Here is a 20,857-nt window from a genome sequence, read left to right on the forward strand (position 1 = left end):
GCGCGGCGGCTAGTACGGCCGGACCGCGCGGGCGGTGGCGACGATGCCGGCCAGCTCGTCGGCGAGGTCGGGGCGTCCGCGCAGCGAGTCCTCCAGGCGGACGCGCCACACTCCGGTCTCGACCGGGATCCGTTCGTCGCCGGACCAACGGACCCGGTCGCGGGTCTCGTCGAGGGCCGCCCATGTGGCGGGGCCGAGCAGATCGCCGAGTACACGGTAGAGCCAGCGGAACAGTTCCTCGTCGTGGATCGACGCGCCGATGACGCGGGCCGCGTCCCACGCCACCCGGGGCTGGTGGATAACCTGCATCTCGACTCCTCGGTCGACCTGGCTGCCCCACCATCATCGATCCGTGACGCTCCTCACGGCAAGGCCCGGCACGCCGGTCGTGCGGCTCGCCGACCGGTGCCGAGGCCCACCGCCTGCCGTCCGAGGGTCCCCCCGCGGCGCAGCGCGAATCAGTAGCATCGCAGCATGTCAGATCGCCATCAGCTCGCCGATTCCGACGCCCGCTCCGGGGTCTCCGATGTGGAGGCGGGCGAGCCGGTGCGGGAGAAGGCGCCGCGCCGTCGCCGGGGCCGCCGGATCGCCCTGATCGTGCTGCTCGTGATGGTGCTGCTCGCCGGCGGGGGCGCGCTGGCCGGCGGCCTGTACTACCGCTCCGTCGACAAGTCGATCGAACGGGTCGACGCCTTCGAGGGCGTACCGGAGGAGTCGCGCCCGCAGGTCGAGGTCAAGGGCGCCATGAACATCATGATCCTGGGCAGCGACTCCCGCGACCCGGAGAGCACCGGCGGTTCGCGCAGCGACACGATCATCCTGGCCCACCTGCCGAAGGACCGGTCGAGCGCCCAGCTCATCTCGATCCCGCGGGACACCTGGACGGCCGTCCCGAAGTCGAAGGAGGGTCGCGGCGGTCGCGACGCGAAGATCAATGCCGCGTACGCCTGGGGCGGTGTGCCGCTGATGGTGCAGACGGTGGAGAAGTTCAGCGGCGTACGGGTGGACAACGTGGCGATGGTGGACTTCGCCGGCTTCAAGGAGATCATCGACGCGCTGGGCGGTGTCGAGATCGACGTGGAGAAGGGGTTCACCACGAACTACTCGCTGATCGGCACGCGGACGTTCAAGAAGGGCCGCCAGACCATGGACGGCGCCGCCGCGCTCGACTACGCGCGGGAACGGCACGCCTTCCCCGACGGCGACTTCGCCCGCATCCGGCACCAGCAGCAGGTGATCAAGGCCATTCTGGACAAGGCCGCCTCGGGCGGGGTGATGACCAACCCGGCGAAGCTCAACTCGTTCGTCCGCGCCACGTCGAACTCGGTGGCCGTCGACAAATCACTGTCTCTGGTGGACCTCGCGATGGAGATGCGTGGCCTGCGCAGCGGCAATCTGACGTTCTTCACCTGCCCGGTGAAGGGGACCGGCCGGGTCGGCAGCGAGAGCGTCGTGTTCCCGGATCCGGCGCGCGCGAAGACGCTGTTCGACGCGGTCCGCCGCGACTCGGTCCCGGAGATTCTCGCCGTCAGCGGAAAGTAGGACGTCGATCTGCCATGCCGGTGGTGGCGGCGCGGCGGGGCCGCTCGTATCCTGCGATCGTCGTCGGTCTCCGCATCCGGGCCGGCGGCGTCACGGGGGAGGATCGACAATGCCACGCCTTCCGGCGTTCGAGCATCCGGCCGCGCCGTCGAACGATCCGCCGATGAACAGCGGCCTGGACACGACAACGGTCCTGCCCTACGCCGGGTCGCGGGCGTCGACGCGTACCCGATGGGTGCGCGCGTGGATGGTGACCGCGCCCATCGACGTGGCGGCGCTGCTCGCGCCGCTGCTGCTGACCCAGAACTACTGGCGCGGCACGCTGGCCAACGCGGCCCTGACGGTGGGCTTCTTCGCGGCGGGCGGACTGTACCGGCCGCGCCGGCACATCAGCATCCTGGACGAGCTGCCGAGCCTCGGCGGGCGGCTGCTGGCCTCCGGCGCGGTGGTGGCGATCATCGCGGCGCTGCGGCACGACTCGGTGCCGCACGTGAGCGGCTTCGTCCAGGGCGTCGCGTTCTCCGCCGGCCTGGTGATCGTCGGGCGCGCGCTGAACAGCCGGCTCGTCCTGCTGGCCCGTAAGCGCCGGTGGGTGGAGCGCAACACCATCGTCATCGGCGGCGGTCCGATCGGCGGGGAGCTGGCCCGGCTGCTGCGCCGCCACCCGCAGTACGGGCTGCGGTTCGTCGGCGCGGTGGACGCCCCGTCGAGGCCCCGCATGGGGGCGTTGCCGCTGATCGGCACGATCGACGACCTGGAGAAGCTCACCGACATGCTGGAGTGCGAGGTCCTGGTCATCGCCGACCCGGACTGCTCCGAGTCGGAGCTGATGGAGTCGCTGCTGCGTCCGGCCAGCTCGCGGTGTGACCTGTGGGCGGTGCCCCGGCTGTGGGGCTCGCGGTCGCAGGGCGGCTACCCCGACCACATCGGCGCCATTCCGATCGTCAAGATCGGCGACACCACGCTCACCGGCCCCCGGTGGCGGCTCAAGCGGGCCTCGGACGTGGTCTTCGCGGTGACCGCGCTGGTGGTGCTGAGCCCGCTGCTGCTGCTCTGCGCCCTCGCCACGTTCCTCGACGGCGGCCGGGGCGTGTTCTTCCGGCAGGAGCGCATCGGCCGGTTCGGCAAGCCGTTCCACGTCATCAAGTTCCGGTCGATGCGCCCGGAGGACGAGCACGAGTCGCAGACGACCTGGTCCATCGCCCACGATCAGCGGGTCGGGCCGATCGGGCGGTTCATGCGGCGCACCTCGCTGGACGAGCTGCCGCAACTGTGGAACATCCTGCGCGGTGAGATGAGCGTGGTGGGGCCCCGCCCGGAGCGGCCGTACTTCGTGGAGAAGTTCTCGGTGGAGTACCCGACCTACGCGATGCGGCACCGCGTACCGGTCGGGCTCACCGGGCTGGCGCAGGTCAGCGGCCTGCGCGGGGACACGCCGATCTCGGACCGGGCGCGGTTCGACAACTACTACGTCGAGAACTGGTCGCTCTGGCTCGACATCAAGATCGTGCTGCGTACCGTCAGCGAGGTGTTCCGGGGCGGTGGAGGCTGAGCGCCTCGGCCAGGTCGGCGTACCAGTCCCCCGGCGGCGGCAGCTTCGCCGCGGCCCACCGGCCGTGCGCGAGCACGCTGTAGCGGGGACGCCGCGCCGGGCGCGGGAAACTGTCGCTGGTGGTGGGCCGGATCCGGTCCGGGTCCAGGCCGCGCAGGGCGAACACGGCGCGGGCCAGGCCGTACCAGGTGGTCTCGCCGGCGGCGGTGCCGTGGTACGTCCCGGGCGCCGCGTCGCCGGCCAGCGCCGCGTCGGCGAGCGCCACGAGCCGCTCCGCGAGACGGTACGACCAGGTGGGCTGCCCGCGCTGGTCGTCCACCACGTCGAGCCGGTCGCGTTCGGCGGCCAGCCGCAGCATCGTGGTGACGAAGTTGCGGCCGTGGGTGGCGTAGAGCCAGGCGGTACGCACCACGTACCCGGTCTCGGGCAGCAGCCGGGCCACCGCAAGCTCGCCCGCGAGCTTGCCGCGCCCGTACGCGTTGACCGGGCCGGTCGGGGCGTCCTCCGGGTACGGCTCGACCGCGTCCCCGGCGAACACGTAGTCGGTGGAGACGTGCACCAGGCGCGCGCCGGACCCGGCGCAGGCGTGGGCCAGGTGGGCGACCGCGTCGCCGTTGACAGCCGTGGCGTCCGCCTCGCGGATCTCCGCGCCGTCCACGTCGGTCCACGCTGCGGCGTTGAGCACCACGTCGTGCCCGCTCACCGCGTCCCGGACGGCGTGGGCGTCGGTGACGTCGAGGCCGGCGCGGGTGGCGGCGGTGACCGACAGGTCCGGCCGGGTCCGCAGCACGGCGAGCAGGTCCCGCCCCAGCATGCCGCCCGCGCCGGTGACGAGCACCCGGGTCACCGGTGGCCGGCCGTCTTCAGCGGTTCCCACCAGGCCCGGTTGTCCCGGTACCAGCGCACGGTCTCGGCCAGCCCCCGGTCGAGATCGATGGTCGGGGCGTACCCCAGCTCGTCGCTGATCTTGCTGATGTCCAGCGAGTAGCGGCGGTCGTGGCCCTTGCGGTCGGTGACCGGGACGACCCGGTCCCAGCCGGCGTCGCAGGCGGCCAGGAGCCGCTCGGTGAGCTGCCGGTTGGTCAGCTCGGTGCCGCCGCCGATGTGGTAGACCTCGCCGGCCCGCCCCTTCTCCTGAACCATCGCCACGCCCCGGCAGTGGTCGTGCACGTGCAGCCAGTCCCGCACGTTGCCGCCGTCGCCGTAGAGCGGCACGGTGCCGCCGTCGAGCAGGTTCGTCACGAACAGCGGGACGACCTTCTCCGGGTACTGGTACGGCCCGTAGTTGTTGGAGCAGCGCGTCACCACCACGTCCAGGCCGTGGGTGCGGTGGTAGGCCAGCGCCAGCAGGTCGGACCCGGCCTTCGAGGCGGAGTACGGCGAGTTCGGTGACAGCGGCCAGTCCTCCGTCCAGGAGCCGGAGTCGATCGAGCCGTACACCTCGTCGGTGGAGACGTGCACGAACCGGCCGGCGCCGTGACGCAGCGCGGCGTCCAGCAGCGTCTGGGTGCCGAGCACGTTCGTGGTGACGAACGGCGCCGCGCCGGTGATCGAGCGGTCCACGTGCGACTCAGCGGCGAAGTGGACGATCACGTCGTGGCCGGGCACCACCTCGTCGACGAGCGCCGCGTCGCAGATGTCGCCCTGCACGAAGCGCAGGCGCGGGTCGTCGCGTACCGGGGCCAGGTTCGCCAGGTTGCCGGAGTAGGTGAGCTTGTCCAGCACGGTGAGCGCCGTGGGCGCCGTCGCGGGCACCCCGGCCGCGTCGCCGCCGGGCACGCCCAGCAGCATCCGCACGTACTCCGACCCGATGAAGCCGGCGCCGCCGGTGACGAGGATCCTCACGGGTGGAGGAGTCTACGCCGTACCCGCAGCGCAGGCGGGACGTCGACGGGCCACGGTGGTGACGGCGTCACGGGTAGTCTCCGCGAGTGCGTGGAATCCTTCTCGCCGGCGGCACCGGGTCCCGGTTGTGGCCGATCACCCGGGCCGTCTCCAAGCAGCTGATGCCGGTGTTCGACAAGCCGATGGTCTACTACCCGCTCTCCACTCTGGTGATGGCCGGCGTGCGGGAGATCCTGGTGGTGACCACTCCGGAGGACCGCGCCCAGTTCGAGCGGCTGCTCGGCGACGGCAGCCAGTGGGGGCTGCGGCTGGCGTACGCCGAACAGCCCCGTCCGGAGGGCATCGCGCAGGCGCTGGTGCTCGGCGCGGACTTCATCGGCGACGAGTCGGTGGCGCTGATCCTCGGCGACAACATCTTCCACGGCGTCGGGCTCGGCCGGCAGCTCGCCCAGCACGGCGAACCGGCGGGCGGCCGGGTCTTCGCGTACCCGGTGGCGAACCCGCAGGCGTACGGCGTGGTCGAGTTCGACGCCGACGGCCGGGTGCTCTCGATCGAGGAGAAGCCGGCCCGTCCCCGGTCCCGGTACGCGGTGCCCGGCCTCTACTTCTACGACAACCGGGCGGTCGACATCGCCCGCAAGCTGACGCCGAGCGCGCGCGGCGAGCTGGAGATCACGGCGGTCAACGAGACGTACCGGGCGTGGGGCGAGCTGACCGTGACGGTCCTCGACCGGGGCACGGCGTGGCTGGACACCGGCACGTTCACCTCGATGATGCAGGCCGCGGAGTTCGTCCGGGTGATCGAGGAGCGCCAGGGCATGAAGATCGGCTGCGTCGAGGAGGTGGTCTGGCGGTCCGGGCTGATCGACGACGAGCGGCTGCGCGTGCTCGCCCATCCGCTGACCCGCAGCGGCTACGGCGAATACCTGCTGGGCCTGCTGGCCGAGCGGAGCGGGACCGAAGGATGAAGATCCGGCCGCTGAGTATCGAGGGGGCGTGGGAGATCACGCCCCGGCAGCACGGCGACTCCCGCGGGTTGTTCATGGAGTGGTACCGGTTCGACCGGCTCGCCGAGGTGGTCGGGCGTCCGCTGCGGCTGGCCCAGGGCAACCTGTCCGTCTCCGCGCGGGGCGTGGTCCGCGGCATCCACTTCGCCGACGTCCCGCCCGGCCAGGCCAAGTACGTGACCTGCGTACGCGGGGCCGTGGTCGACCTGGTGGTGGACATCCGGGTGGGCTCGCCGACGTTCGGCCGGTGGGAGGCGGTGCGGCTGGACGACGTCGACCGGCGAGCCGTCTATCTCAGCGAGGGCCTGGGGCACGGTTTCTGCGCGCTGACCGACGACGCCACGCTCAGCTATCTCTGCTCCACCACCTACAACCCGGGCGCCGAGCACACGGTGCACCCTCTCGACCCGGACCTGGCGATCGACTGGCCGGCCGAGGCACCGGTGCTGTCGGCCCGCGACGCCGCCGCGCCGAGCCTGGCCCACGCGCGTACGGCCGGGCTCCTGCCCGACTACCGCCGTACCCGCACCTGTGCCGCACCGTTCGGGGGCGACGAGTGACAGGCGGTTCGCTGGTCGACGCCGCGCAGTCCTCGTCGGACCCCGGCACGACGCCTCCGCCCGGGCGCCGGGCGGCCGGTCTGCTGCGGCGGCTCGTCGCGCCCGAGCGCCTCTATCTCGGCGCGCTGGGACTGACCGGCCTGGCGGCGGTCATGTCGGTGGCGCTGCCCGCGGCGGAGCGCGGCGAACTGTCGGCAAACATGGTGAGCGCGACGCTCGGCGCGGCCGTCGGCGGGCTGTCGCTCGACACCTTCCTCATCTCGCGTCCGGCCGGCTGGGTGCAGTCCCGGGGACGGACGTACGTGATCGCGATCCTCGGCGTCGCCGTACTCCTCTCCGGTGTCGCCGCCGCGCTGCTCACCGCGGCGGCGGGCGTCGGCGCCTATCTGGTCGGCGTCGGGTCCGCGGTGGGTCTGACCGTGTTCAACACGGTCTCGTCGCTCGCCCTGCGGCAGCGCAGCTTCCGGCTGGTCTACGCGATGCGCGCGGCGAGCGGCGCGGTCCTGGTCGCCGGGTACGCCGCCCTCTACGCCGCCGGCCGGCTCGACGGCGGCGTGTGGAGCATGGTGTGGCTCGCGGTGCAGTGGCTCAGCGCCTTCGCCGTGTGCGGCCTGGTCCTGGTCCGGCTGCGGCGGGCCGGCGCGGCCCCGGCGCCCACCTCGACCGGCGCGGACCTCCGGGCCGACCTGCTCGCGGCCGGGAGCCTGCACCTGGGCATCTTCGCGCAGATGATGACGCTGCGGTTCAACCAGGTCCTGGTGGCCCGGTTCGCCGGGGCCGGTCCGCTCGGCGTCTACGCGCTGGCGGTCGCCGCCCTGGAGTTCGCGCAGGCCGGAGCCGTGGTGCGGGCACAGCGCATCCTCGCCGACCGGGACGGTGGGAACGGCCCGGACCCGACGCGGGCGGTGGTGACGGCGGCCCTGCCGATCGCCCTGGCCGCGATCGTCGGGCTCGGCGTGCTGGGCTTCCTGGCGCCGGAGTACCGGCACGCCTGGCTCCTCGGGCTGCTGCTCCTGCCGGGCTCGCTGGCCACGGCGGCCGGAAAGAGCTGGAGCGCCCTGCTGCTGAAGCGGCGGGGTGAGAGGGCGACCACTGTGGTCGCCGTGGTCACGTCGGCGGTCGCGGTTCCGGCATACCTCGGCGTCATCCCGTGGGCCGGTGTGGTCGGGGCGGCGGTCGCCTCCTCGCTCGCCTACGCCGTACACGCGTTCGCGTCGAGAGCGAGCCTGCGCCGGGCGCAGCCGCCGAATCCTGGGATGGTGTGAGTTGGACGTCTCGATCGTGGTTCTCGCCTGGGAGGACTTCCACCGCACCCGCGACTGCGTGCTGTCCCTGCCCGCCGAGGCCGAGATCGTCGTGGTGGACAACGGCAGCTCGGCGGAGATCCGCCAGGCGCTGAGCGGGTTCTGCGCCCAGCAGGGCGTCACCTACGTCCAGTCCGGCTCGAACCTGGGGTACGCCCGCGGCATGAACCTCGGCGTACGGCACACCAGCAGGGCGAACGTCATCCTCTCCAACAACGACATCGTCGTGCACGGTGACGCGGTGGCCCGGCTGCTGACAGCTCTGGAGGACCCGGAGGTGGGCGCCGCCTTCCCCGCTGTGGTGACGCCGGAGGGCGTGCCGCAGACCGAGGGCGGCCGGTTCCTGACCATGGGGGTCGGGCTGGGCCACGCCACCGGGCTGAGCCTCGTGGTGCCGCGCCTGCGGATCGTCGCGCCCCCGGAGCAGGCGGACTGGCTGACCGGGCCGTTCGTCGCGCTGCGGCGCAGCACCTTCGACGCCATCGGCGGAGTCGACGAGACGTCGTTCTTCTACTCCGAGGACATGCGGCTGTGCTGGGCGGTACGCCGGCAGGGCAAACGGCTGGCGTACGTGGCGGACGCCGTGATCATGCACGAGGACGACGCGACGGCGAAGCGCCGCTGGTCGGCGGAGGAGATCTCCGAGCGGCGTACCCGGGAGTTCATCCGGGCCAGCCGGGACCTGGGCGGCCGCCGTGGTCGCGTGGCGGCCACCGCGTACGTCTGCGGCATCCTGCTGCGGGCGGCGGTGGGCCGCGACTCCGTGCGCCGCGCGATCGCGCGCGGGGCCGTCGCGGGGCTGCGTGCGTCGTGAAGGTGCTCTTCGTCTGCACGACCGGTGGCTCCGGGCGGCGGCAGTTGGGCGGCGCGGAACGGATGCTCGCCGAGCTGGTGCCGGCGCACGCCCGTACCGGCGTCGACGTGGTGGCCGCCACCTCGGACGACGAGGTGGGCCGGTCGCTGCGCGAGGCCGGGGTGCCGTGGGTCGGGCTCGGCGCGACCAGCCGGATCGACCTCGGCTACGCGCGTCAGATCCGCCGTCTCGTCCGCGAGGTGAAGCCGGACGTGGTCTGCGCCCACCTGCTGTCCGCCGCGATGCACGCGCGGGCCGCGCTCAGCCTGGACCGCACCCCGCTCGTGGTCACCCTGCACAACAGCCTCTGGCAGTACCGGGACACCGCCGGGTCGTGGCAGCAGAAGGCCGCCACCCAGTCCAACATCACGCTGGACCTGGCGATGCGCCGCCTCCGACCGCACGCGACGGTGGCGGTGTCCGAGTTCGAGGCCACCGAGCTGCGTGAGCGGGGCCGCGTCCGGAACGTCCACCTGATCCCCAACCCGCTGCCGGCCGACTGGCCCGCCCCGAAACCCGCCGACGCGCCGGCGTCCGGCCGCCGTCCAGTGGTCGGCTACCTGGGCCGGCTGGAACGGGAGAAGGGCGCGGACGTGCTGGCCGAGACCGCCGCGCACCTGCCGGAGATGGACGTCCGGGTCGCCGGGGCCGGCTCGCTGCCGATCGCGGCCCGGCCGAACCTGGAACTCGTCGGCCGGGTCGTCGCGGCGGACTTCCTCCGCGGGATCGACTGCCTCCTGGTGCCGTCCCGGGTCGAGTCGTTCGGGCTCAGCGCGTTGGAGGCGCTGTCCCTGGGCGTACCGGTGGTGCACACCGGGGCCGGCGGGCTGGCCGAGGTCACCCGGCACGCCACCGGCACGCTCGCCGTCCGGGCCGACCCCAGCCCCGCCGCGCTGGCCGGCGCCGTCCGCCGGGCGCTGGCCCAGGCCGGGCCCGCCGAGGAGCGGCGGGGCGTGGCCGAGTGGTACGCCCAGGAGTACGCCTTCGACCGGTGCGTGACGCGCTGGCAGAGCCTGTACCGGTCGCTGCGGTGACCGCCGTGGAACTGACTGTCGTCACGGTGCTCTACCGGTCCGCCGGCATGCTCGCCGAGACGCTGCCCACCTGGGTACGCAGCGCCGAAGGGCTGCCGGTGCGGTTCGTCTTCGCCGACAACTGGCCCGAGGACGGCTGCGCGGAGATCATCGCGGGTTGCCTCGACCAGGACCGGTACCGGTACCTTCCCGACTCGTCCAACCCGGGGTTCGCGGCCGGCTGCAACCGGGCCGTCGCGGCCACCACCACCGGCCACGTGCTGCTGCTGAATCCGGACGTCTGGTTGCCCGACGGCGCGCTGGCCCGCATCTGCGCCGCCGTCGCGGAGGACCCCGGCACCCCGGTCGCGGTCGGCCTGGCCATGCACGGCGGCGAGTACGTGGGCATCGACCTGAACCCGGTCTCGCTGTTCATCGACCGGTCCGCCACGACGGCACGGGCGCCACTCGGGCCGTCCGGCGGCGCGGCGGTCTTCCCCACCGAGCTGTACCGCAGGTTCGGCGGGTTCTACGAGCACCTGTTCGCCTGGGGTGAGGACGCCGACCTCGCCCTGCGGCTCCACGCCTCGGGGGTTCGTACCCGCCCGCTGGATCTGATGCTGCCGCACGCCGGTGGGCACAGCGTCGACGGCGACGACCGGCTCCAGGGATTCCGGGCCTTCCTCCTGGCCCGCAACCGGCTCCTGGTCGCGGCGCGCACCCTCACCTGGCCGCTGCTGCTCGTCGCGCTGCCGGTCCTCGCGCTGGCGCACGTCGCGCTCGCCGCCCGGCGGGTCCGCCAGGGCCTGCTGCGGCCGTTCCTGCGCGGCGTGGGACACGGCCTGCGGCAGGGGCCGGCCGCCCGCCGGCAGTGGACCGGCAAGCGGTTCGGCTTCGCGACCCTGCTCAGCTATCTGACAGTTCGGAGAGCGTGATGACGGGACACCCGTGGAGTGTCGTGACTGTCACCTACAACTCGGCGGACACGCTGCGCCGCTGCTGGCGCGGCGAGAAGCCGTACGAGTGGATCGTGGTGGACAACGCGTCGTCCGACGACTCGGCGGCGGTGGCCCGGGAACTGGGCGCGCGGGTCGTCCGGCTGCCGGAGAACGTGGGCTTCTCCCGGGCCAACAACGTCGCGCTGCACGAGGCCGCCGGCAGGTACGTCCTCTTCGCGAACCCGGACCTGGAGGTCCGCCCGGACGGGCTGGAGGCGCTCGCGCGGCACCTGGACGCGCACGGCGGACTGGTGGCGCCCCAACTGCTCTCCACCGACGGGACCCCGCAACCAAACGGGCGTGGCTTCCCGTACGCCACCGCGAAGCTCGGCAACCGGAAGCTGTGGCCGCTGTCCCGCCTGCACGAGTCGTACCGGATGGTGGCCGAGCCGGGCGAGGTCCGCTACGTCGCCTGGCTGATGGGGGCGGCGGTCGCCGGACGCACCGGGGACCTCGTCGAGCTGGGCGGATGGAACGAGCGTTTCTTCCTCTACTACGAGGACCACGAGCTGGGCCTGCGGGCGTGGCAGCGCGGTTTCCCGGTCGCCCTGCTCGGTGACGTGCGGTGGACCCACCACTGGGCGCGGGCGACGAACTCGGTGCGGTGGTCACCGGCGCACACGCTGGAGTTGCGCAGCGCCCGGATCTTCTTCGGCATGTTCCCCGAGTTCCTGGTCGGCCTGCCGCCGGCTGCCCGCCGGCACCACCGGGCGGCCGGGCTGATCGGTTCACGGGTGCCCGCGCCCCGCCCGCCGGTGGCCGGCTGAGCCGGGTCGGTCCGCGTGTCTCCTCTCCTGAAGGCCGCCGTCCGGCGTGCGCTCGTGTCGCAGCCGCTGGCGAGCGCGTACCACGGGCGGGCCAACGGTTTCGGCGCGCTGCGGCTCGTCTTCGCGCTGGCCGTCGTGCTGTCCCACACCGCCGCCCTCGGGTTCGGGCGTCCGCTGCTGCACCGGGTCGACCTGGGCGCCCTGGCGGTGGCGGGCTTCTTCACGATCTCCGGTTTCCTCGTCGTCGGCTCGGCGCGACGCAACTCGGTGCCCCGCTTCCTGTGGCACCGGGCGCTGCGGATCTGGCCCGGGCTGTGGGTCTGCCTGCTGTTCACCGGCCTGGTCGTGGCGCCCCTGCTGTACCTCGACCGGCACGGCACGCTCGACGGGCTGTGGCGCAGCCCGGGCGGCGTGCTCGACTACCTGCGACTGAACTGGTGGGGCGGGCTGCGGCAGTTCGGCATCGCCGACCTGCTGCGCGGTGACACGCCGTACTGGCACTGGCAGGGCGGGAACACGATCAACGGGTCGTTGTGGACGCTCGCCTACGAGATCTACTGCTATCTGGCGGTGGCCGTCCTGGCCGCGCTGACCGTCCTGCGCCGGCAGCTCCGCTGGGTCACGCTGCTCGCCGTGGTCGCGGTGTTCGGCGTCCTCTGCTGGAACCACCTCCAGCCCGGTGCGGCGCTCTGGACCAGCGGGGCGGTCGGTCCGCTGCCGATGCTCGGCGCGCTGCAGAAGACCTACCTGCTCTGGTTCGGGTTCATGTTCCTGGCCGGCGGGGCCGCCGAGCTGTACCGCGACCGGCTGCCGATGAACGACCTGCTCGGCGTGCTCGCGCTCGGGACGGTCGGCTGGCTCGCCGTGCGGGGCGACTTCGTCGGCCCGGGGGTGTACGCCGTCGACGGCTCGTTCTTCGCACCGGCGCTGCTCGCCTACGCGTACGCCGTCCTCTGGCTCGCCGTACGGCTGCCGCGCGTGCTGCACCGCGTCGGCCGCGACAACGACTACTCGTACGGTGTCTACATCTACTCGTTCGTGGTGCAGCAGGTGCTCGCCAAGTTCGGCCTGCCGGCTCTCGGCGTGGCCGGGTTCTTCCTGGTCAGCGCCGTGCTCAGCCTCGGGCTGGCGATGCTCTCCTGGCATCTGGTGGAGAAGCCGGCGCTGCGGGGAAAGGACTGGACGCCGCCCGCGCTGCGCGAGCCGCCGGACGATCCGCCGGGTCAGGACGGTCCCGACGTGCCTGCGCTGCCCGGGCGCGCGGCGGGCGCCGAGCCGGATCCGGCCGCCGCGCCGGCCGCTGGCTGACGGGGGCGGGCGGCGGCTTGCGCGCCAGGTTGCCGGCGACGCGGCACCGGTAGCGCCCGCGCCGACAGGGACGGGTTGTCGGCGGCGCCCAGCGCGACCGCCAGGAGCAGCACGGCCACGGCGCCCAGCCACAGCCACACGTCGAAGAAGAAGATCTGGGCCGCGAACCCGACCAGCAGGAGGCGGGCCGGCAGCGACCGGAGGCGCCGGTACAGCAGCACCAGCAGCGCCAGCAGGCAGGCCAGCCCGATCAGGCCGAAGTTGTACCAGAACGTCAGGTAGGTGTTGTCGAAGACCTGGGCCTGGCCGTCGCCGATGCCGACGTTCTCCAGGAACCGCACGTTTGCCTCCGGCCCGTTGCCGAAGACGACTGTGGACCAGTCGCGGGTGATGCCGTCCCAGACCACGCTCATGCGCGTGAAGCGGGCGTCGGCGCTGGCCGGGTCGGAGATCCGTGATCCCGCCACGTCGACGGAGTCCACGGCGCTCGCGGTGGGCGCCGCCGGGACCGGCGCGCCGGGCTCCGGCGGTAGGGAACTCGCCGCCGGAGGCGCCGGAGCGGCAGGGCTCGGCGCGGCCGGGCTCGGCGCGGCCGGACTCGGCGCGGCCGGACTCGGCGCGGCCGGGCTCGGCGCGCCGGGCTCGGCGCGGCCGGCTCGGCGTGGCAGCGGGCGACTCGGGGGCCGGCGCCGCCGAACTCGCCGCCGGAGCGGCCGGGCTCGGGGTGGGTGCGGCGGCGGTGGTGTCGGGCCGCAGGGCCGGCGGGTTGACCGCCACGAGCGTGAAGGTGACGGCGGCGACGGCGGCAGCGACGCCCAAGCCGCGCCAGCTGACCTTCCGCCACTGGAAGAACAGCCAGAGCCCGAGCGCGAGAACCGTGCCCACCCAGGCGCTGCGGGTGCCGGAGAGCACCAGGCCGACGAGGTTGGCGGTGACCGGCACGTACCAGAACCGGCCCCGGAGCGTCAGCGCGACGAGCACCATGGCCATGGCGAACGTGCCGTAGATGATGGGGTGCCCGGACAGGCCCACCGCCCGGGTCGCGTCGAACGCCGAGGTGTAGGTCCAGTCGTACGCGAACTGGTCGAAGATCGGCCAGCTCCGGGAAGCGGTCTGGTACTTGGCGAACACTGCCACGGCGACGCTGAACCAGGTGAGCGCCTCCGCGATCCGCCGGACGGTCCGCCGGTCGTGCCGTGCCTCCTCGGCGAGGTGCCAGGCCAGCACGCCGAAGCACAGCAGGGGCGCGACGCCGACCGCGATCGGCTTCACCCCGTGCCAGTGGACCAGCCCCGCGAGCACCGCGCACGCCGGGAGCAGGAGCGCCGCCGCGAGCGCCTTCGGCGGCCACCCGTCGCGTTCGGCGCGCAGCACCCGCCCCCAGACGGCGAGGAGGAACAGGACCAGCAGCAGCGCGTACGAGGGATTCGTCGGATAGCCGACGTCGATGGTCACCGGGACGGCGAACGCGATGACGAAGACCGCCCAGGTGATCCGGACCGGGTCCGTCAGCACCCAGCCGAGCAGGGCGCCGACGGCGACCCCGAGCGCGAGCTGCCACCTGCCCGTCAGCAGGAACCCGGCCGCCAGAACGACGAGGCCGAGGCCGAGGTAGCGGACCCTGCGCTCCACGCCCCTGATCCGGTCAGCCAACACGCGCACCGCACGATCGTACGGATCAGCAGTGGCCGATCGGCACCAGCCCCGGGGACGGGGACGCGGACCCGCAGTTCCGGGCCTGTCGACGCACCTGAGTGGTGGGTTAGGGTGACGGCCGGTCGGCAGGCGGGGATAGGGATCTACGTGGTGACACGGGTGGAACCAGCCGATGTGGACAGAACCGGCGCGGCGGCGGGCCGACCGCCGGGGCCCCGCCCGATCCTGTGGGACAGCACCGCCGTCCTCGCGCTGCTGTGCCTGCTGCCGATCCTGCACGACGTCAAGACCATGCTCGGCGCGCCGTACTGGCTCGACGAGGCGTGGGTCGCGCTGTCCGTCCGGTTCCCGCTGGGCGACCTGCCGGTCACCACGTCGTCCAGCCCGCTCGGCTGGAGCTTCCTGCTGCGGCTGGTGCCCGACCCGGACGACCTGCGGCTGGTCACGCTGGCGTTCCAGGGGCTCGCGGTCGTGGCGGCGTACGGGCTCGGCAGGTCGCTGCGGTGGTCGACGCCCGGCCGGGGCGTGGTGGCCGGCGCGGCCTGCGCGGCGGCGGTCCTGCTGCTCCCCGCCCAGCAGGTGCGCCACGACCTCAAGCAGTACACCGCCGACGCCGCCGTGGCCGTGGGCGTGCTCGCCCTGGTCGCCTGGGTCGAGCAACGGTGGTCGCGGCGGCGGCTCAACGCGCTGACCGCCGCCGTCGCCGCGGGCATGCTGGTCAGCCACGTCACCGCGATCGTGGCGCCGTGCGCGTTCGGCGGGCTGCTGCTGGTCACCACGGTCCGGCGGCAGTGGCTACGCCTGGTCGAAGTGGCGGTGGCCGGGCTCAACGCCGGGCTGGTCCTCACCGGCGTCTACTTCGGCATCTCGATGCAGGGCCGCAACGTACCCATGCAGCAGTTCTGGGCCGGCAACTTCCCCGGCGTCACCGAGCTGCCCGGCTACCTGGCGCGGCAGGTCGACACGCTGATGCCGGTGGTCGGCGCGCCCGGGCTGGTGGTGGTCGCCCTGCTCGTGGCCGGCACGCTGACGCTCCGCCGGCACGGCCGGCCCGCCGCCGCGGTCGCCGTGATGCTCCTGCCGGTGGTCGCGACGATCGTCGGCGTCGCGAAGGTCTATCCGCTGCTGGAACTGCGTACCTCGCACTTCCTGCTCGTCACCGCCGCCGCGGTGGCCGGGCTCGGGGTCGCCGGGTCGGCGAGCCGCGCGGCCGACCTGGCCTGCCGCCGGCTCCCCCGGGTGCGGCCCGCCGTCCTGGCCGCGGCCGCCTGCGCGGTAGTGCTCGGGGGGTACGCGGCCGGCAACAGCCACTGGTACCGGTTCGACGGGAACGAGCCGGGGCTCTACTACACGGCGATCGCCGTCACCGACGTACGTTCGGCGACCGAGTACGTGGCCCGGCACCGGCTCCCGAACGACGTCGTGGTCATGAACAACGCGGCCTGGTACGGGTTCGCGTTCTACTCCCGGCACGAGCGGCTGAGACTGGTGGTGCCGCACGGCAACACGGTGGGCTGGTGGGTCGACATGCCCGACCGGCCCGACGTGGTGGTGGTGCCCGGCCACGACACGACTGCCGTGCAGGCCGGTCTCCGGCACGCGGTCGAGCTGGCGGCCGAACGCGGCGACGGGGCGCGCGTCTGGCTGATCCGCTCGCACGTCGTCGGCGACGAGGTGGACGCCTGGCGGCAGGCGCTCGCCGCCTACCGCGTCGAGCAGGTCACCGGCGGGGTCGAGCCGGTCGCGCGGATCAGCGCCGCATGACGCGGCGCGGCGGTCAGCTGCCGCGCTGCCACAGGTCGCGCAGGGCGTCCCAGTCGCCGTCCACACCGTCCTTGCAGGGCGTCTCGATGTAGAAGGCCCCCTGCATGTCGTCGGGGTCCCACCAGACGCCGCAGATCGCCCGGCCGTCCTCGCCCTCGAAGGCGTACTCGACGTAGCTGCCGGGCTTGCCGGTCACCCCGCCCTTCGTGGTGCTCGCCTCGCGCAGCCCCGGCGCCAGTGAGCCGCCGGCCAGGTTGAGCTGCTGGCGGTACGCCCGCGCGGTGTCCTTCTGCTTCTGCCCCGGGTAGAGCGTGAAGTGCAGCCACGCGCCGCCGTAGTGGCAGAACACGTGCCCCTTCTCGTCCGCCGGCAGCTTCGGGGCGCCCGGCTGGTCGTAGACGGTGCAGCCGCCGATCCGGGTCAGCCAGGGCTCGACCAGCGGGGCCAGCTCACCCTCGAACTTGGCCTTGTTGATGGCGAGCTGCGTGGCCTCGTAGGGCGGCAACGACGGGCTGACCGACGGCGTTGGCGTCGCGGCCTCCTTCTCGCGCCCTGCGCCGAGGAAGAACCCGGCGGTGCCGGCGACCAGGGTGAGCACCAGGGCGCCGACGATCGAGATCCAGTCGCGCCGCTTCGGCGCCGGCTGCACCGGAGCGATCCGGCGTCCGCCGGACGGGTCCAGCGGGTCGGTGGCCACCGGCGCCGAGCCGACGGCGGGTGGCGCGGAGACGGCGGACTGCGCGGGGACCCCGGAGGTCGCGGAGACGGCGGCCGGGGACATCGGCGCGCCGGAGATCGGCTGGGCCGCCATCGCCCAGGGCTGCGGAACCCACGGCAACTGGGACGGCGGGGAGACCGGGGCGGCGGCCGGGGGCGGTGGGAGCATCTCGGCCGTCGGGGTGCGCTGGTAGTCCATGCCGAGGCTGCGGAACAGCCGCTCGGCCGCACCTTCCTCTTCGGACGGGTACGCGATCCAGGGCTCGGCGGCGGCGAAGTCGGCGTTGACGTACCGGTGGCCGCCGGGGGTCTGGGCCAGCACGTTCGCCGCGTTGGCGAACGCCTCCCGCCAGCGCTGGTCACCGGCGGCGGCGCCTTCGAGGACGGCGACGGTGACCGGGCGGTCCTGCCCGTCGAGAGCCGCCCACGCCCGGCCGACCTGGCACTCGCCCAACGTCTCGGTGAACCTGTACGGCCCCTCCGGCTGCATGCCCCACTCCTCTGTTCACCCGCCGTGCGGATAGTACAGAGAGCACGCTCATCGGACCTCCCTGCGGTCGCGCGACGCTTGCGCTCTGAAAGTTTTCATGCATAGAGTCGGCTCGTGAATGAAAGCGGTGCGGCCTCCCCTGACCGCCTGCTCGACCTCTTCCACGGCGTACGGCTCACCCCGACGCAGCGCCGCATCGCGCACTGCCTGGTGCGGCACGCGGGCGCGGCGGCGTACCTGTCCGCCGCCGAGGTGGCCGAGCTCGCAGGCGTCAGCCAGCCGTCGGTGACCCGGTTCGCCATGGCGCTCGGCCACGACGGCTACCCCGCGCTGCGCCGCCGCCTGCGCGAGCTGGGCGCGCGCGACGCCGCCGACCAGGACCGCGCCGGGAACGCCCTGCAACGGGCGGTGCACGCCGAACGGGACAACCTCGACCGGCTCGCCGCGCAGCTCGCCGACGCCGACCGGGTCGCCGAGGTGGGCCGCCTGCTCGCCGCCAGCCGCCCGCTGCCGGTGCTCGGGCTGCGGGCCGCCGCGCCGCTGGCCGCCTACTTCGCCTACTTCGCGGCGAAGGTGCACCCGGACGTACGGGTGTTCGACGACGGCGGCAGCATGCTCGTGGACCGCCTGGACCAGGCGGTGGCGGCCGGGGGAGGCGATGCTCGCGTTCGTGCTGCCCCGCTACCCCCGGGAGACCCTGGAGGCGCTGCGCGAGGCCCGGGACGCCGGCCTGACCGTCGTGGCGATCACCGACTCGCCGGTGAGCCCGGCCACCGAGCACGCCCAGGTGGTGCTGCCCGCCGCCGTCGGCGCCGACCTCGTCTTCGACCTGCACACCGCACCGATGACCCTGGCCATGGTGGTGCTCCAGGCGATCTGCGACGCCGCACCGGCCGAGACCCAGGACCGGCTCGAGGCGTTCGAGTCGTCCGCCGCCCGCCGCCAGTTGTTCCTCGGCTGAGAGGAGTACGAGATGCACCAGCCCGTCCGCGCCGCCCGCGGCGTCACCCGCACCGCGAAGGGGTGGCCGCAGGAGGCCGCCCTGCGGATGCTGATGAACAATCTCGACCCGGAGGTGGCCGAGCGCCCCGACGACCTGGTGGTCTACGGCGGCACCGGCAAGGCGGCCCGGGACTGGCCGTCGTACCACGCGCTCGTGCGCACGCTCACCGAGCTGCGCGAAGACGAGACGATGCTGGTGCAGTCCGGCCGGCCGGTCGGTGTGATGCGGACCCACGAGTGGGCGCCGCGCGTGCTGCTGGCCAACTCCAACCTGGTCGGCGACTGGGCCACCTGGCCGGAGTTCCGCCGCCTGGAGTCGCTGGGCCTGACCATGTACGGGCAGATGACCGCCGGTTCGTGGATCTACATCGGCACCCAGGGCATCCTCCAGGGCACGTACGAGACGTTCGCCGCCGTCGCCGCCAAGCGCTTCGGGGGCACGCTCGCCGGCACGCTGACGCTCACCGCCGGCTGCGGCGGGATGGGCGGGGCGCAGCCGCTCGCCGTCACCATGAACGGCGGCGTCTGCCTGATCGTGGACGTGGACCGGTCGCGGCTGGACCGCCGGGTGCACGACCGCTACCTCGACGAGGTGGCCGACTCGCTGGACGACGCCATCGAGCGGGCGCTCGCGGCCAGGCGGGACCGGCGGGCGCTCAGCGTCGGCGTGGTCGGCAACGCCGCCGCCGTCTTTCCCGAGCTGCTGCGCCGGGGCGTAGCCATCGACATCGTGACCGACCAGACCAGCGCGCACGACCCGCTGTCGTACCTGCCGGAGGGCGTGGACCCGGGCGACGCGCGGGACTACGCGGCGGCCAAGCCGGCCGAGTTCACCGACCGGGCCCGGGCGTCGATGGCGAAGCACGTGGAGGCAATGGTCGGCTTCCTGGACGCGGGCGCGGAGGTCTTCGACTACGGCAACTCGATCCGGGGCGAGGCCAAGCTCGGCGGATACGAGCGGGCGTTCGACTTCCCCGGGTTCGTGCCCGCGTACATCAGGCCGTTGTTCTGCGAGGGCAAGGGCCCGTTCCGCTGGGCCGCGCTCTCCGGCGACCCGAAGGACATCGCCGCCACCGACCGGGCGATCCTCGACCTGTTCCCGGAGAACGAGTCCCTCGCCCGGTGGATCCGGATGGCCGGCGAGCGGGTCGCGTTCCAGGGTCTGCCGGCGCGGATCTGCTGGCTCGGCTACGGCGAGCGGGACCGGGCCGGGGTGCGGTTCAACGAGATGGTCGCGTCCGGCGAGCTGAGCGCGCCGGTGGTGATCGGCCGGGACCACCTGGACTGCGGCAGCGTGGCCAGCCCCTACCGGGAGACCGAGGCGATGGCCGACGGCTCCGACGCGATCGCCGACTGGCCGCTGCTGAACGCGCTCGTGAACACCGCCAGCGGCGCGTCCTGGGTGTCGATCCACCACGGCGGCGGCGTCGGCATCGGCCGGTCCATCCACGCCGGGCAGGTCTGCGTGGCCGACGGCAGCGCCCTCGCGGGGCAGAAGATCGAGCGGGTGCTGACGAACGACCCGGCGATGGGCGTCATCCGGCACGTTGACGCCGGCTACGACGACGCCCGCGCGGTGGCCGAGCGCACCGGCGTCCGCATCCCGATGGCCGAGTAAGGAAGGGCCCCTTGTTAACGCATTCTGCATGGGAAGGGTCCCTTCCTAACCGGTTCCGGGAGCTGTGGGACGAGATAGCGCCGATCGGGCGCGACGAGGGCAGCGGCGGCTACCTGCGCTACGCGCTGACCGAACCGGAGCTGCGGCTGCGGGAGTGGTTCCACAACCAGGCCGACGCCCGCGGGATGCCGGTTCAGCAGGACGGCAACGGCAACCTGTTCGCCTGGTGGGGCGACCCGGAGGCCGGCGACGCGGTGCTCACCGGCAGCCACTTCGACTCGGTGCCGCACGGCGGCGCGTACGACGGTCCGCTCGGCATCGTCAGCGCGTTCCTCGCCGTGGACGAGCTGCGGGCCGCGGGCATCACCCCGGGCCGGCCGGTGGTGGTGGCCGCGTTCGTGGAGGAGGAGGGCGCGCGGTTCGGCGTACCCTGCCTGGGGTCGAGGCTGCTCACCGGCGAGATCGACGTCGACCGCGCGGCCGGGCTGCGCGACCAGGCCGGGACGACCTTCGCGCAGGCGCTCGGCGAGCGGCCGGCGGGCGCCGACCCGGCGCTGCTCGGCCGCTTCGCGGCCTTCGTGGAGCTGCACGTCGAGCAGGGCCGCGCGCTGGTCGACCAGGACGCGCCGGTCGCGGTGGCCTCCGCGATCTGGCCGCACGGCCGGTGGCGGTTCGACTTCACCGGCGAGGGCAAACCACGCGGGTACGACAGGGGATGGCCGACCGCCGCGACCCGATGCTCACCTACGCGTTCACCGTGCTGGCGGCGAACAAGGAGGCCCGGCTGCGCGACGCGCACGCCACAGTGGGCCGGGTGTCGGTCGAGCCGAACGCCACGAACGCGATCCCGTCCCGGGTCAC

General features: G+C 73.5%; 18 protein-coding genes and 2 pseudogenes. 15 read left to right on the forward strand and 5 right to left on the reverse strand.

Features of this window, described 5'->3' with window-relative positions; translation table 11 throughout:
* Positions 1–9: 9 nt before the first annotated feature.
* Positions 10–309 (reverse strand): hypothetical protein, encoded by a 300-nt coding sequence (locus tag MCBG_RS14215; RefSeq protein WP_043326160.1) that lies wholly within the window; start codon positions 307–309, stop codon positions 10–12.
* 165 nt (positions 310–474) lie between these two features.
* Here MCBG_RS14215 and MCBG_RS14220 point away from each other — a divergent pair, with 165 nt between their 5' ends.
* Together MCBG_RS14220 and MCBG_RS14225 are read left to right on the forward strand one after the other, a co-directional pair.
* Positions 475–1,542 (forward strand): LCP family protein, encoded by a 1,068-nt coding sequence (locus tag MCBG_RS14220; protein ID WP_043326162.1) that lies wholly within the window; start codon positions 475–477, stop codon positions 1,540–1,542.
* A gap of 109 nt (positions 1,543–1,651) precedes the next feature.
* Positions 1,652–3,094 carry a sugar transferase gene (locus MCBG_RS14225; RefSeq protein ID WP_043326163.1) on the forward strand — a complete coding sequence of 481 codons (1,443 nt, stop codon included), beginning with the start codon at positions 1,652–1,654 and terminating at the stop codon, positions 3,092–3,094.
* On the opposite strand, the gene rfbD is transcribed toward MCBG_RS14225, so the two are convergent.
* Both rfbD and rfbB read right to left on the reverse strand, forming a co-directional pair.
* Entirely contained in the window at positions 3,063–3,941 is an 879-nt protein-coding gene (gene rfbD, locus MCBG_RS14230) for a dTDP-4-dehydrorhamnose reductase (protein WP_043326165.1), read from the reverse strand. The two genes, MCBG_RS14225 and rfbD, sit on opposite strands and share 32 nt — an antisense overlap.
* On the reverse strand, positions 3,938–4,939 hold the full coding sequence (gene rfbB, locus MCBG_RS14235) for a dTDP-glucose 4,6-dehydratase (RefSeq protein WP_043326167.1): 1,002 nt from the start codon (positions 4,937–4,939) through the stop codon (positions 3,938–3,940). Before rfbB ends, rfbD begins: the two co-directional genes overlap by 4 nt.
* An 86-nt stretch (positions 4,940–5,025) precedes the next feature.
* On the opposite strand from rfbB, the gene rfbA reads away from it, so the two are divergent.
* From rfbA to MCBG_RS14275, 8 genes are read left to right on the forward strand one after another with little or no spacing between them, the layout of a single operon-like run.
* Positions 5,026–5,907, forward strand: coding sequence for a glucose-1-phosphate thymidylyltransferase RfbA (gene rfbA, locus MCBG_RS14240; RefSeq protein ID WP_043326169.1), 882 nt, complete (start codon positions 5,026–5,028; stop codon positions 5,905–5,907).
* Positions 5,904–6,506 carry a dTDP-4-dehydrorhamnose 3,5-epimerase family protein gene (locus MCBG_RS14245; protein ID WP_043326171.1) on the forward strand — a complete coding sequence of 201 codons (603 nt, stop codon included), beginning with the start codon at positions 5,904–5,906 and terminating at the stop codon, positions 6,504–6,506. The genes rfbA and MCBG_RS14245 overlap by 4 nt, the downstream gene beginning before the upstream one ends.
* Positions 6,503–7,771, forward strand: a complete 1,269-nt coding sequence (locus MCBG_RS14250; RefSeq protein WP_223201219.1) for a hypothetical protein — start codon at positions 6,503–6,505, stop codon at positions 7,769–7,771. Before MCBG_RS14245 ends, MCBG_RS14250 begins: the two co-directional genes overlap by 4 nt.
* A gap of 1 nt (position 7,772) precedes the next feature.
* Positions 7,773–8,624: a glycosyltransferase gene (locus MCBG_RS14255; protein ID WP_043326173.1), complete on the forward strand. Its 852-nt coding sequence runs from the start codon at positions 7,773–7,775 to the stop codon at positions 8,622–8,624.
* Positions 8,621–9,697 (forward strand): glycosyltransferase family 4 protein, encoded by a 1,077-nt coding sequence (locus tag MCBG_RS14260; protein ID WP_043326175.1) that lies wholly within the window; start codon positions 8,621–8,623, stop codon positions 9,695–9,697. The genes MCBG_RS14255 and MCBG_RS14260 overlap by 4 nt, the downstream gene beginning before the upstream one ends.
* On the forward strand, positions 9,694–10,611 hold the full coding sequence (locus MCBG_RS14265; RefSeq protein ID WP_043326177.1) for a glycosyltransferase family 2 protein: 918 nt from the start codon (positions 9,694–9,696) through the stop codon (positions 10,609–10,611). Before MCBG_RS14260 ends, MCBG_RS14265 begins: the two co-directional genes overlap by 4 nt.
* Positions 10,611–11,441 (forward strand): glycosyltransferase family 2 protein, encoded by an 831-nt coding sequence (locus tag MCBG_RS14270; RefSeq protein ID WP_043326179.1) that lies wholly within the window; start codon positions 10,611–10,613, stop codon positions 11,439–11,441. The genes MCBG_RS14265 and MCBG_RS14270 overlap by 1 nt, the downstream gene beginning before the upstream one ends.
* Before the next feature lie 15 nt (positions 11,442–11,456).
* On the forward strand, positions 11,457–12,749 hold the full coding sequence (locus tag MCBG_RS14275; protein ID WP_084789523.1) for an acyltransferase family protein: 1,293 nt from the start codon (positions 11,457–11,459) through the stop codon (positions 12,747–12,749).
* On the opposite strand, the gene MCBG_RS14280 is transcribed toward MCBG_RS14275, so the two are convergent.
* On the reverse strand, positions 12,665–13,216 hold the full coding sequence (locus MCBG_RS14280) for a hypothetical protein (protein WP_198033301.1): 552 nt from the start codon (positions 13,214–13,216) through the stop codon (positions 12,665–12,667). The genes MCBG_RS14275 and MCBG_RS14280 overlap by 85 nt on opposite strands.
* A 194-nt stretch (positions 13,217–13,410) precedes the next feature.
* On the opposite strand from MCBG_RS14280, the gene MCBG_RS14285 reads away from it, so the two are divergent.
* Positions 13,411–13,755 carry a hypothetical protein gene (locus tag MCBG_RS14285; RefSeq protein ID WP_157560784.1) on the forward strand — a complete coding sequence of 115 codons (345 nt, stop codon included), beginning with the start codon at positions 13,411–13,413 and terminating at the stop codon, positions 13,753–13,755.
* Positions 13,756–14,564: 809 nt separating this feature from the next.
* On the forward strand, positions 14,565–16,169 hold the full coding sequence (locus MCBG_RS14295) for a hypothetical protein (protein ID WP_140946297.1): 1,605 nt from the start codon (positions 14,565–14,567) through the stop codon (positions 16,167–16,169).
* Positions 16,170–16,182: 13 nt separating this feature from the next.
* On the opposite strand, the gene MCBG_RS14300 is transcribed toward MCBG_RS14295, so the two are convergent.
* A complete protein-coding gene (locus MCBG_RS14300; protein WP_043326189.1) occupies positions 16,183–17,376 on the reverse strand; it encodes a hypothetical protein in 1,194 nt (397 codons plus the stop codon).
* Positions 17,377–17,490: 114 nt separating this feature from the next.
* On the opposite strand from MCBG_RS14300, the pseudogene MCBG_RS14305 reads away from it, so the two are divergent.
* The 3 genes and pseudogenes from MCBG_RS14305 to MCBG_RS14315 form a co-directional block, all read left to right on the forward strand.
* Positions 17,491–18,337 (forward strand): annotated as a pseudogene (locus MCBG_RS14305) (MurR/RpiR family transcriptional regulator).
* A 12-nt stretch (positions 18,338–18,349) separates the two neighbouring features.
* The gene (hutU, locus tag MCBG_RS14310) at positions 18,350–19,996 is read left to right on the forward strand and encodes a urocanate hydratase (protein WP_043326191.1); all 1,647 of its coding nucleotides are present in this window, start codon (positions 18,350–18,352) and stop codon (positions 19,994–19,996) included.
* An 11-nt stretch (positions 19,997–20,007) separates the two neighbouring features.
* Positions 20,008–20,857: pseudogene (locus MCBG_RS14315) on the forward strand (allantoate amidohydrolase); the annotation flags it as partial.

This window comes from Micromonospora sp. M42 (assembly GCF_000568915.1).
In the GTDB taxonomy this organism is placed as follows: Bacteria; Actinomycetota; Actinomycetes; order Mycobacteriales; family Micromonosporaceae; genus Micromonospora; species Micromonospora chalcea.

Coding starts and splice junctions, on each gene's coding strand:
- MCBG_RS14300 (WP_043326189.1), bottom strand. CDS start 17,376: ATGCAGCCGGAGGGGCCGTACAGGTTCACCGAGACGTTGGGCGAGTGC.
- MCBG_RS14270 (WP_043326179.1), top strand. CDS start 10,611: ATGACGGGACACCCGTGGAGTGTCGTGACTGTCACCTACAACTCGGCG.
- hutU (WP_043326191.1), top strand. CDS start 18,350: ATGCACCAGCCCGTCCGCGCCGCCCGCGGCGTCACCCGCACCGCGAAG.
- MCBG_RS14245 (WP_043326171.1), top strand. CDS start 5,904: ATGAAGATCCGGCCGCTGAGTATCGAGGGGGCGTGGGAGATCACGCCC.
- MCBG_RS14225 (WP_043326163.1), top strand. CDS start 1,652: ATGCCACGCCTTCCGGCGTTCGAGCATCCGGCCGCGCCGTCGAACGAT.
- MCBG_RS14220 (WP_043326162.1), top strand. CDS start 475: ATGTCAGATCGCCATCAGCTCGCCGATTCCGACGCCCGCTCCGGGGTC.
- MCBG_RS14215 (WP_043326160.1), bottom strand. CDS start 309: ATGCAGGTTATCCACCAGCCCCGGGTGGCGTGGGACGCGGCCCGCGTC.